We start from the raw sequence: 12,092 nt of genomic DNA, 5'->3' as shown, positions 1-12,092 counted from the left end.
CGGCCGAAGATCTTCAATCGGATTGCTGCAACATCGGATAAAGCTTATCGAAGAAGGGCAGGCATTGGGCTCCCCGCTCACGCAGGAACACCTGAAAGGCACTCATCGCCGGGGAGATGGTTCTGTCCGTCCGTGTTACCGAAAACCACTGCCTGCGGATCGGCATTCCGATGACGTCGAGGGTGACGAGTTTGCCGAACTCCAGTTCCATGGCGATGGTATGGGCCGAAATGAACGCGATGCCAAGGCCCGCCATGACGGCCTGTTTGATCGTCTCGTTCGACGACATCTCGGTTCCCAGATCATCGAGCCTGCCCGGAATCTCGCCGAGGAAGATTTCCAGCGATATGCGCGTGCCGGAGCCGGGTTCTCGGACAAGAAAATGTTCCTTTGCGATCTCGTCTTTGGTGATGTCCCGTTTCCCTGCCAAGGGATGGTCGGGCGGTGCGACCATCACAAGCGGATGGTCGCCGAATCCTACCGAGTGCAACGGCATGTCCTTGGGCGGACGGCCCATCAGGGCGATGTCGACGTCATGGTTCTTAAGCTTGGTAATGATTTCCGCCCGGTTGCCGATCGCGAGTGAAACGGCGATCCCGGGGTGGCTCTTGCGGAAGGTCGCCATCATGTTCGGCGCGAAGTATTTTGCGGTCGAGACGACGCCGAGGGCGAGGGTGCCGGTGCGCACGCCCTTGATTGCATCGACTTCGTCGTCCAGCTGGCGCAGCCTTTCCTCGATCATCTGGGCGGCATCGATGAAAGCAAGGCCCGCCGCCGTTGGACGAATTCCATCATTTGTCCGGTCGAAAAGGATGATGCCGGCATCCTCCTCAATCTGCTTGAGCTGGATGGTGACGGCCGAGGGGGTGAGGCCGAGCGCATTGGCGGCCCGCACGATTGTCCCGTGCCGCGCGATCTCCTGCGTTGCACGCAAATGTCGAAGCGTCAGGTTTTTCATCTGTATAGCTTAATTTTTTTTAGCTAACTAGTAAATACAATAAATTTTACTTAATTCGAGATTCCTGTTTCGATGTTGCCATGCCCGGGCAGTGAGGAGCGGGCGGGGAGGTAGGCTATGACTTCGTCGACGCTAGACAACTTTTTGAGTTCCCATATCGACAGTGGTGGCCCCCATTGCGAAGCTGCCGCCGTCACGATCCGGCAGTTGGCTTGCGCTGCCGTCACGCTCTACAGCACGATCAATCAGGGTGCGCCCGGTAAGGCCTTTTCCAGAGAACGCGGCCAAGTTGGTCCAGGCGGCGACATAACTAAGGACCTCGACGTCCTGGCCGATGCCCTCTTCATCGACGCGATGCGAGAGGCGCCTGTCTGCCTCTACGCCTCCGAGGAACTCGAAGACGCAGCGCTCCTCGATCCGAAAGCTCCGCTTGCCGTCGCCATCGATCCGTTGGACGGCTCCTCGAACATCGACATAAACGTCTCCATCGGGACGATCTTCTCCATCCTTCCAGCGGCTGGTGATCCGGTCGGCGAGCCTAACGCCTCCTTCTTCCAACGGGGAGACGCCCAGCTCGCCGCCGGCTTTTTCATCTACGGCCCGCAGCTTGCGTTGGTTCTCAGCCTCGGCAGCGGCACCCACGTCTTCGTCTTTTCCTCAGGTGGCGGCGTATTCGTTCATGCCCACGAAAGCGTGGTCGTTCCACCGAGGACCCAGGAATTCGCGATCAATGCCTCCAACTATCGTCATTGGGACGAGGCCGTCAGGCTTTATGTCGATGATTGCCTGAAGGGGACGGAAGGGCCGCGTGAAAAGGAATTCAACATGCGGTGGATCGCGGCCGTTGCCGCCGATGCCTATCGCATCCTCATGCGCGGCGGCGTTTATCTCTATCCCGGCGACACGCGCAGGGGCTATGGCGAGGGCCGGCTGCGGCTGGTCTACGAGGCCAATCCCATTGCTTTCCTTATTGAGCAGGCCGGCGGAGCCGCCACCGACACGATCAGCCGTATTCTGGACGTGACGCCCACGTCACTGCACCAGCGCGTTCCGCTGGTCTTCGGCTCGGCGCGGGAGGTCATGCGCATCGGGCGCTACCACACCGAGCCGAGCAATATTGCCGAGCGTGCACCGCTCTTCAGCAATCGCGGTCTCTTCAGGGCCTGATCGGAGAACAAGACATGTCGGCAAGGCATCCCATTATTTCGATTACCGGATCGTCGGGCGCCGGAACCACGTCGGTCAAGCGGATTTTCGAACAGATCTTCAGGCGCGAGAAAATCGAAGCTGCCTTCATCGAGGGAGACGCATTTCACCGGTACGACCGGCAGGCCATGAAGGAAAAGGTGGCCGAGGAGGAACGGAACGGCAATCCAAATTTCACCCATTTCAACGCAGAGGCCAACGAACTGGAGACGCTCGAAGCCGTTTTCGAGGAATATGGTCGCAGCGGCACGGGCCACACAAGGACCTATATCCACGATGAACAGGAGGCCGCGCGCTTTGACGTCCCGCCGGGCTGCTTCACGCCATGGCGCGATTTTCCGAAAAGCGACCTGCTCTTTTATGAAGGGCTGCACGGGTGCGCGGTGACGGACAAGGTCAATCTCGCCCGTCACGCCGACCTGAAGATCGGCGTCGTGCCTGTCATCAATCTCGAATGGATCCAGAAGATCCACCGTGATCGCGAAGCTCGCGGCTATTCCACGGAAGCAGTCATGGACGTCATCTTGCGGCGCATGCCCGACTATGTCCGCTACATCACGCCGCAGTTCACGCTGACCGATATCAACTTCCAGCGGGTTCCGATCGTCGACACGTCCAACCCGTTCATCGCGCGCTGGATACCGACGCCTGACGAATCGATGCTCGTCATCCGCTTCGCCAGACCGCGCGGCATCGATTTCCCCTATCTGCTGTCGATGATCCACGACTCGTTCATGTCACGCGCCAATTCTATCGTGGTGCCGGGAAACAAGCTCGATCTCGCCATGCAGCTGATCCTGACACCCCTGATCATGCAACTGATCGAACGCAAAAGCCGCACCTCATGAGGATGAAAGCGATGAACACGCAACTCCAGCCGCAGAGCATTATCGAACCCGCTATCGTAACGGAACAAGACATGGCCGATGCCATCAGAGCGCTTGCCATGGATGGCGTTCAAAAGGCCAATTCCGGCCATCCTGGCATGCCGATGGGCATGGCCGACGTCGCAACGGTGCTGTTCAATCGCTTCATCAAGATCGATCCTTCCCACCCCGATTGGCCCGATCGTGATCGCTTCGTTCTTTCGGCCGGCCACGGTTCGATGCTGCAGTATGCGCTTCACTACCTGATCGGCTATGAGGATATGACGGTCGAGGAGCTGCAGCGGTTCCGCCAGCTAGGCGCCAGGACTGCCGGGCATCCCGAGCACGGTCACGCCCTCGGCATCGAGACGACCACGGGTCCATTGGGCCAGGGTATCGCAACGGCGGTCGGCATGGCGCTTGCCGAGCGCGTGTCCAATGCGCGCTATGGCGACGGGCTCGTTGATCACCATACCTATGTCATTGCCGGTGACGGATGCCTGCAGGAGGGCATCAGCCATGAAGCGATCGATCTTGCCGGCCATCTGAAGCTGTCGCGGCTGATCGTGTTCTGGGACAACAATTCCATCTCGATCGACGGCCCCACCAGCCTCTCGACCTCGATGAATCAGCTGGCACGCTTCCAGGCGGCGGGCTTCGACGTTCAGGAGATCGACGGGCACGATTTCGATGCGATTGGCCGGGCGATTTCCCGGGCAAGAGTTTCGAACAAGCCGTCGCTCATTTCCTGCCGTACCATCATCGGCAAGGGCGCTCCAAATCTTCAGGGGTCGGAGAAGACGCATGGCGCGCCGCTCGGCGAGGCCGAAGTCGCCGCGGCAAGACACGTCCTGAAATGGAGAGCGGCGCCCTTTGAGGTTCCTGAGGCTATTTTGGAGCGCTGGAGCGATGCTGCCGCACGCGGGGCAGCCGAGCGGGCCAAATGGCTCAACCGGGTTGCTTCAGCTCCCGAAGGCGCCGCCTTCGTGAGAACCATAGGCCGTGAGATCGACACATCACTCTTCGATGAACTTGCCGAGTTTCGTCGAACGCATCAGGCCAAGGCGACCAAGGTCGCCACGCGCAAGGCCTCCGAAATGGTTCTTGGCATCATCAACGCCGCGACGGATTTGACGATCGGCGGCTCGGCGGACCTAACCCATTCCAACCTGACACTGACCGCGGGAATGGAGCCGATCAAGCCGGGAAGTTACGCCGGCCGCTATATCCATTATGGTATCCGCGAACACGCGATGGCGGCTGCGATGAACGGCCTTGCCCTGCATGGCGGGTTCATTCCCTATGGCGGCACCTTTCTCGCCTTCTCCGACTACGCGCGCGGCGCCATCCGCCTCTCGGCACTCATGGGGCAGCAGGTCATCTACGTCATGACGCATGACTCGATCGGCCTTGGAGAAGACGGACCGACCCATCAGCCGATCGAGCATCTGGCAATGCTGCGCGCGACACCCAACCTGAACGTCTATCGTCCGTGCGACATCGTCGAGACGGCCGAATGCTGGGAGCAGGCCCTCAAGGACCGCAATCGTCCGAGCCTGATTGTGCTGTCGCGGCAGAACCTGCCGATGTGTCGCCCGGCCAATAGCGAAGAAAACCGTTCTGCGCGCGGCGCCTACATCCTGCGCGCGACCTCGCAACCATCCCCCATCACGCTCCTCGCGACCGGTTCCGAGGTCGAAATTGCCTGTGTTGCTGCCGATATGCTTTCAGCTGCACACGGCATCGGCGCGAGGGTGGTGTCCATGCCGTGCTGGGAGCTATTCGAACAACAACCGTCCGAATACCGCGAGGCAGTGCTCGGAACCGCACCGCGGATCGGCATCGAAGCGGCGGCGCGCCTCGGTTGGGACCGATACCTTGGAGACGGTGGCATTTTCATCGGCATGGAGGGCTTCGGTGCCAGCGCTCCTGCCGCCGCACTCTATGACCATTTCGGCATCACCCCCGGGGCCGTCGTGGAGGCGGCGCTGAGACTTGCGGCCTGAGGTCTGATCAGGCCGGCCGGACAGTTCAACGTGAAAGGAGCAGGCTTATGGCCCGCATCGCACTACGCCAGCTGCTCGATCATGCAGCGGAATACGGTTATGGAGTTCCCGCCTTCAATATCAACAATATGGAGCAGGGGCTTGCGGTTATGGAGGCGGCTGCCGCCTGTGACGCTCCCGTTATTCTCCAAGCCTCCAAGGGTGCCCGCGCCTATGCAAAGGACATTATGCTGGCGCGCATGATCGAGGCGCTTTCGGAAATCTATCCGGCCATACCCATCTGCGTCCATCAGGACCATGGCAGCGACGAAGCGACCTGCATGACGGCGATACGCCACGGCTTCACCTCGGTGATGATGGATGGCTCTCTCGAAGCGGATGCCAAAACACCTTCGTCTTATGAGTATAATGTCGCGATCACCGAACGGGTCACGCACATTGCCCATTGGCTGGGCGTCTCGGTCGAAGGGGAGCTAGGTGTTCTCGGTTCGCTGGAGAGCGGTACCGGCGCTGCCGAGGACGGTCATGGCGCTGAAGGTGCTCTATCACATGAGCAGCTTCTGACGGATCCTGACCAGGCCGTCGATTTCGTCGCGCGCACCGGCGTCGATGCGCTGGCGATCGCCTGCGGCACGTCTCATGGCGCCTACAAGTTCACCAGGGCGCCGGACGGCGACATTCTGGCAATGGGCGTCATCCAGGCAATTCACCTCAAGCTGCCGAACACGCATCTCGTCATGCACGGCTCATCCTCGGTCCCGCAGGAAATGCAGGACGTCATCAACCGCTTCGGAGGACGAATGCCGCAGACCTACGGCGTGCCCGTCGAGGAGATCGAGCGCGGCATTCGCCATGGTGTCCGCAAGGTCAACATCGATACCGACTGTCGCATGGCGATGGCGGGGCAGTTTCGCAAGATCGCCGCTGAGCATCCGGAGGAATTCGATCCGCGAAAATTCCTGAAACCTGCAATGGATGCCTTGCGCAATCTCTGCCGTGACCGCTTCGAACGTTTCGGCACGGCGGGCAACGCCTCAAGGATCAAGGTCATTGCCTTAGATGAGATGGCGAGACGCTATGCCGCGGGCGAACTCGATCCGAAAACCACAGCAGCCAAAGCCGCCTGATCGGCGATCCAGAAGACAACGAGAGGACAAAGTCATGGCCAATAAATCGCAAACCGTCACAGGTGCGGAACGCTACAGAGCTGGCGTGATGGAATACAAGAAAATGGGCTACTGGGAGCCTGATTACGAGCCGAAGGATACCGATATCATCGCACTCTTCCGCATCACGCCGCAGGACGGCGTCGATCCAGTCGAGGCTGCCGCGGCCGTCGCGGGCGAATCCTCCACCGCCACCTGGACGGTCGTGTGGACGGACCGGCTGACGGCAACCGAAAAATATCGCGCAAAGGCCTACAGGCTCGATCCTGTGCCGAATGCGCAAGGCCAGTATTTCGCCTATATCGCCTATGACCTCGACCTGTTCGAGCCAGGCTCGATTGCCAACATGAGCGCATCGATCATCGGCAACGTCTTCGGCTTCAAGCCGTTGAAAGCATTGCGATTGGAGGACATGCGGTTTCCGGTCGCCTATGTGAAGACTTTCCAGGGGCCTGCGACCGGCATCGTCGTCGAGCGCGAGCGCTTGGACAAGTTCGGTCGCCCGCTGCTTGGCGCGACCGTGAAACCGAAGCTTGGCCTTTCGGGACGCAACTACGGCCGCGTGGTCTATGAAGCGCTGAAGGGCGGGTTGGATTTCACAAAGGATGACGAGAACATCAATTCGCAGCCTTTCATGCATTGGCGCGAACGTTTCCTCTACTGCATGGAGGCGGTCAACAAGGCCCAGGCCGAGACCGGCGAAATCAAGGGAACGTATTTGAACGTCACGGCAGCCACCATGGAGGACATGTACGAGCGGGCTGAATTTGCCAGGGAGCTTGGATCGGTCATCGTCATGATCGACCTGGTCATCGGCTACACGGCGATCCAATCCATGGCAAAATGGGCACGTCGCAATGACATGATCTTGCATCTTCATCGCGCCGGACACTCGACCTATACGCGCCAGAAGACACATGGCGTGTCCTTCCGGGTGATCGCCAAGTGGATGCGGCTTGCAGGCGTCGACCACATTCACGCCGGAACCGTTGTCGGCAAGCTGGAAGGCGATCCCGCAACGACACGCGGCTACTACGACGTCTGCCGCGAAGGCTTCAATCCGATGCGTTTGGAGAACGGCATCTTCTTCGAGCAGGATTGGGCCTCTCTCAACCGCATGATGCCCGTTGCTTCCGGCGGCATCCACGCAGGGCAGATGCATCAGCTCTTGGACCTTCTTGGTGAAGATGTCGTGCTGCAGTTCGGCGGCGGCACCATTGGGCATCCGATGGGCATTGCCGCCGGCGCCACTGCCAACCGCGTTGCGCTCGAATGCATGGTGCTTGCCCGCAACGAGGGGAGGGACATCGTGCACGAGGGACCGGAGATCCTGCGCGAGGCGGCGCGCCTCTGCCGACCATTGCAGCAGGCCCTCGACGTCTGGAAGGACGTGACCTTCAACTACACCTCGACCGACACGCCGGATTTCGTGCCGACGGCCACAGCAGCAGAATAGGAGACCTCACATGCATATCACCCAGGGAGCATTCTCGTTCCTGCCGCCGCTGACGGACGAGCAGATCGCCCGGCAGGCGCAATACTGCATCGACAAGGGCTGGGCGACGAGCCTCGAATTCACCGATGATCCCCATCCCCGCAACACTTATTGGGACATGTGGGGTCACCCGATGTTTGACAATGCGGACGCAGCCGCGCTGATAATGGAGCTGAACGAGTGCCGGAAGGTCTATGGCGACCGCTATATCCGGCTCGTCGCCTTCGACAGCAGCCATGGATGGGAGTCCGTTCGCCTCTCATTCATCGTCAATCGTCCCGCGCAAGAGCCAGGATTCCGGCTTGAGCGGCAGGAGGCGGCCGGCAGACGGCTCCATTACACCACGCGTTCTTATGCGGCAGACCGGCCGGCGGGAGAACGTTATGGCTGATGCGGTCCCCAAGAGACCTAAGATCGATGACGAGGAGCCCTCAGCCATCGATCTGCGGGCGGAATATGTCGAGTCCGGTGTCAAGGAGCTCCTCGACGAGTTGGACAATTCTCTTATCGGCCTTGCACCGGTCAAGCAGCGGATCAAGGAAACCGCGGCCCTGCTTTTGGTCGAACGCGCGCGCAAGCGTCTCGGTCTCGCCCATGAAACGCCGACGTTGCACATGAGCTTCAGCGGCAATCCCGGGACTGGGAAAACGACCGTTGCATTGCGCATGGCCGATCTGCTCCATCGCCTCGGCTACATCCGAAAGGGGCATCTGGTATCGGTGACGCGTGACGACCTGGTGGGGCAATATATCGGCCACACGGCGCCGAAGACGAAGGAGATCCTGAAAAAGGCGATGGGGGGTGTCCTCTTCATCGACGAGGCCTATTATCTCTACAGGCAGGAAAACGAGCGCGACTACGGCCAGGAAGCGATCGAGATCCTCCTGCAGGTCATGGAGCACCAGCGTGAGGATTTCGTCGTCATACTGGCCGGTTACGCCGACCGGATGGAGCGCTTCTTCGAAAGCAATCCAGGCTTTCGTTCGCGTATCGCTCATCATATAGACTTTCCCGATTACACCGACGACGAACTGCTGCGGATCGCCGAGGCGACACTTACCAAGCAGAACTATCGTTTCGACGCCAGGGCCCGCGCCGCCATGGAAGAATATATCGCCCTTCGGCGCCGCCAACCGCATTTTGCCAATGCGCGCTCTATCCGCAACGCCCTCGATCGCGCGCGCCTGCGTCAGGCAAACCGGCTGTTTGAGACTTCCGCCGGCCCGATTGATGCCAAGGTGCTGTCCACCATCGTTGCCGAAGACATCCAGGCCAGTCGCGTCTTCAACAGCGCAGCAAGACAAGAGGAGGCCAGGTCATGAGCCGCAAATCGATCATTGCCCCCTCCATCCTTTCGGCAGATTTTTCCCGGTTGGGTGATGAGGTGGAGGAGGTCATCAAGGCGGGCGCAGACTGGATCCATCTCGATGTCATGGATGGTCATTTCGTACCCAATATCACATTCGGGCCGCCGGTCGTCAAATCGATCCGTAACCGGACGGACGCCGTGTTCGACTGTCATCTCATGATTGCGCCGGTCGATTCCTATCTCGCCGCCTTCGCCGCTGCCGGCTGCGATTACATCACGGTCCATGCGGAGGCTGGGCCCCACCTCGACCGAACGCTTCAGGCGATCCGCAATCTCGGGAAGAAGGCAGGCGTCGCGCTCAATCCGTCGACGCCTGAAAGCGTGATCGAATACGTGCTCGACCGGCTGGACCTCGTCCTGTTGATGACCGTCAATCCCGGCTTCGGCGGTCAGGCCTTCATCCCAGCGGTCGCCGAAAAGGTGCGCCGCGTGGCCGCGTTGATCGGTTATCGCCCGATCCATATAGAAGTCGATGGCGGAATTACCGCCGAAACCGCGCCGCTGATCGCTGCTGCCGGTGCCGACGTTCTTGTTTCGGGCTCGGCCATATTCGCAGACAATGACGCGTCGGCCTATGCGGGCAATATCCAAGCGATCCGCCGACAGGCAGACAAGGCGCTGGCGCAGCAGGCAGCGTAAGCCGAGCAAGTCAAGGGGTGATGAGACCGCCGGCGACTGCCGGCGGTCTTCTTTTTTATTGCTTCTTCTGGAATTGCTCGAGATAAGCGAGGAGATTGGCGATGTCGGCATCGTCCTTCAGGCCAGCAAAAGCCATCTTGGTGCCCTTCACCTTCGCCTTCGGATTGTGGAGGTAGTCGCGCAACGATGCCTCGTCCCACTTCAGGCCGGCCTTGCCCGCATCGGTCATTGCCTTGGAATAAGAAAACCCGGGATGCGAGCCGGCAGTCCTGCCGATCACACCGTTCAAAGACGGGCCTACCTTGTTCTGGTCAGTGTCGGCACTATGACAGATCTTGCACTTGTTGAACACCGTTGCGCCTGCGTTGGCATCTCCCTCCTGAGCATTGACCCCGCAGGCAGAAAAGATCGCAACTGATACACCGATCAGAAGGATATGATAGTTCATGATATTTCCTCATTTCGCCAAGGGTGCCCTTTGACGAAGGCAGGCGCTGCTGTTCCTCCACCGGCGCCAGCCATTTTGGATCGCATGGCCTTCCGTACGGTGGCGGCAGACTTGCGATCCGGCAAAAAAGTTACCCGCCAGGGAATGTAAGTCAACCCTTTGATAAGCCATTGAACCCTCATTGATCGCGCCGGACGAAGGTCGCGATTGACGGGCCGGAGTGAAGCTTTTAGCCTCTTCATACCCTTACCTCTTCCAGCACCGCGGGGGCGCGGCTGGTTGGCGGTCCCGGCTGCGGTGCCTGAGAGATTGCTGCGGCGCGGCCTCCTTGGTCGAAAGGTGCGACATGATATTTATCGAACTCGTCTTGACAATTTGTATTGCGGACAGGCCTTCGAGCTGCCGGGATGAACATCTTCATTTCGAAAACAGGGGAAGCTTGATGGCCTGCATGGCCCAGGCGCCTCCTCAGATTGCCAAGTGGTCCGAGGAGCATCCGAACTTGCGCGTCGTGCGATGGCGGTGCGAGTATCCACCGAAGGGTACAGAGATCTAAGAGGGAAATCCGACGATCCGCCGCAATGCGGGCACCGGCTGGAAAGGCGCATTAAACGTCGCGCAGATGAGGGCTCCTTTCGAGCCGGGATCATGCATAGAAACCTGCAGCTGCGGGAGGTCGCGGGTGGTTTTTTCGGTTTCTCCTCCTGGGGGACGGCAGCCTGGCCACACCTAAAACCTCGCATGCGAGATCCTCGATCAGTTGTTCGCCTCGTCTCCCTTGGGTGAGCGAACAGCAACTTACTCTCCCGTCGCTCCCGAGCCTGTGCTGATGGCAACGTTTTCGCGAGGCAGTGATGCTGACCGATCGGATCGTCGGCTTCTCGTCGCCAGTTTCATGTCCCGCGTCACCAACGCGCCTTTTCCGAATTCAGTTGTATTGAGAATGGGAAGAGCGCATGGTCCGTTCTTCAGCAGTCTTAATTACGGGACTGCTGATCGAAGGCCCCACACCCTAGCCTTCTCAAAGGAGGACAGAATGTCTTCCGTGTTCGATCTTTCATACATGTCTTCGTTTGAGCTCAACATGCTTCGGGCGCCACTCCAATAAGCTGGCCGGCCATGTAGCACCTACGCGGGACCACCAAATAGTTCTCGTGGGCTCGCTCACCGAGGACATCGAAATGGTCGTATCGGAATCTTGTGAATCTGTCCTCACACATCAATTCTAACTTCAAAAAGGATCGCACCAATGGCTAAAGGACAAGTAAGAGGCAACCGTGAAGCGCGGAAACCGAAACAGGAGAAGTCTCCGATGAAGGTGGAGAGTACGTTCGCCAATCAGATCAAGGCCGCAACGAAAAGCAACCCGCAGGGCGGCAAACATAAGAGCTGAACGCGATAGGAGATGGGCCGTGTCGGTCGCCAGTCTTCCACTGAGCGGTCACGAAAGGCGATGTTCCAGAAAGTCAGGAAGTGAAATAACGATGCCCCCTTCACGCGCTCTGTCGGTTTGACTACCCTCTGTTACTCACCAGTCCGCGGCCCGTGATAGGTCGCGCGATGCGGGCAAAGCCAATTGGGCATTAAAACTCTGTCCCAACAAAAAAGGACGCGATATTAACCACTCGATCGCGGACCATATGTTCTTATTGCGATGAGCGTCGAGGCGCCTTCTTCAAGGCATCGAGCAAGGCGGACATGCCATCGTTTGCCGCCAGTGCCAGCATATGATTGTCGGCAAGATCCAAGACCGCGACAATCGCCTCACGCTCGTTCCAGCCGACGGCAACGGCTGCCGCTATCAGGTCGAGGAACGCGAACTGCAACGCCTCCTGGCAGCGTATGTGCCTTTCGAGATTGTCGTCGGTAGTGAACGGCCGTGAGATATCGCGCATAGACCGATAGTGTCCGATTCCCTTTGGCGAGACTACGGCATTTT

General features: G+C 59.3%; 11 protein-coding genes. 8 read left to right on the top strand and 3 right to left on the bottom strand.

The features are described 5' to 3' along the window. Positions 1–13: 13 nt before the first annotated feature. The gene (locus tag RGR602_RS30830) at positions 14–958 is read right to left on the bottom strand and encodes a LysR family transcriptional regulator (protein ID WP_040115765.1); all 945 of its coding nucleotides are present in this window, start codon (positions 956–958) and stop codon (positions 14–16) included. Positions 959–1,075: 117 nt separating this feature from the next. Between RGR602_RS30830 and RGR602_RS30825 the strand changes: the two genes are divergently transcribed. The 8 genes from RGR602_RS30825 to rpe are packed head-to-tail and all read left to right on the top strand — an operon-like array spanning position 1,076 to position 9,705. After that, positions 1,076–2,125, top strand: coding sequence for a class 1 fructose-bisphosphatase (locus RGR602_RS30825; protein WP_040115764.1), 1,050 nt, complete (start codon positions 1,076–1,078; stop codon positions 2,123–2,125). Positions 2,126–2,139: 14 nt separating this feature from the next. After that, the gene (locus RGR602_RS30820; RefSeq protein WP_040115763.1) at positions 2,140–3,012 is read left to right on the top strand and encodes a phosphoribulokinase; all 873 of its coding nucleotides are present in this window, start codon (positions 2,140–2,142) and stop codon (positions 3,010–3,012) included. 11 nt (positions 3,013–3,023) lie between these two features. Continuing rightward, the gene (gene tkt, locus RGR602_RS30815) at positions 3,024–5,036 is read left to right on the top strand and encodes a transketolase (RefSeq protein WP_040116630.1); all 2,013 of its coding nucleotides are present in this window, start codon (positions 3,024–3,026) and stop codon (positions 5,034–5,036) included. A 47-nt stretch (positions 5,037–5,083) separates the two neighbouring features. After that, a complete protein-coding gene (gene fba / locus RGR602_RS30810; RefSeq protein ID WP_040115762.1) occupies positions 5,084–6,163 on the top strand; it encodes a class II fructose-bisphosphate aldolase in 1,080 nt (359 codons plus the stop codon). 34 nt (positions 6,164–6,197) lie between these two features. Continuing rightward, the gene (locus RGR602_RS30805) at positions 6,198–7,658 is read left to right on the top strand and encodes a form I ribulose bisphosphate carboxylase large subunit (RefSeq protein ID WP_040115761.1); all 1,461 of its coding nucleotides are present in this window, start codon (positions 6,198–6,200) and stop codon (positions 7,656–7,658) included. 10 nt (positions 7,659–7,668) lie between these two features. Continuing rightward, positions 7,669–8,088 (top strand): ribulose bisphosphate carboxylase small subunit, encoded by a 420-nt coding sequence (locus RGR602_RS30800; RefSeq protein WP_040115760.1) that lies wholly within the window; start codon positions 7,669–7,671, stop codon positions 8,086–8,088. Then, positions 8,081–9,019: a CbbX protein gene (gene cbbX / locus RGR602_RS30795; RefSeq protein WP_052451825.1), complete on the top strand. Its 939-nt coding sequence runs from the start codon at positions 8,081–8,083 to the stop codon at positions 9,017–9,019. The genes RGR602_RS30800 and cbbX overlap by 8 nt, the downstream gene beginning before the upstream one ends. Next, positions 9,016–9,705 (top strand): ribulose-phosphate 3-epimerase, encoded by a 690-nt coding sequence (gene rpe / locus RGR602_RS30790; RefSeq protein WP_040115759.1) that lies wholly within the window; start codon positions 9,016–9,018, stop codon positions 9,703–9,705. Before cbbX ends, rpe begins: the two co-directional genes overlap by 4 nt. 55 nt (positions 9,706–9,760) lie before the next feature. On the opposite strand, the gene RGR602_RS30785 is transcribed toward rpe, so the two are convergent. Both RGR602_RS30785 and RGR602_RS30780 read right to left on the bottom strand, forming a co-directional pair. Further along, a complete protein-coding gene (locus RGR602_RS30785; RefSeq protein ID WP_040115758.1) occupies positions 9,761–10,153 on the bottom strand; it encodes a c-type cytochrome in 393 nt (130 codons plus the stop codon). A gap of 1,646 nt (positions 10,154–11,799) precedes the next feature. After that, positions 11,800–12,048, bottom strand: a complete 249-nt coding sequence (locus tag RGR602_RS30780) for a hypothetical protein (RefSeq protein WP_040115757.1) — start codon at positions 12,046–12,048, stop codon at positions 11,800–11,802. Positions 12,049–12,092: the final 44 nt, after the last annotated feature.

It is taken from the genome of Rhizobium gallicum bv. gallicum R602sp, from assembly GCF_000816845.1.
GTDB classification, from domain to species: domain Bacteria; phylum Pseudomonadota; class Alphaproteobacteria; order Rhizobiales; family Rhizobiaceae; genus Rhizobium; species Rhizobium gallicum.
Note: the sequence above shows the minus strand (reverse complement) of the source record. Positions and strands in the feature narration are given on the sequence as shown.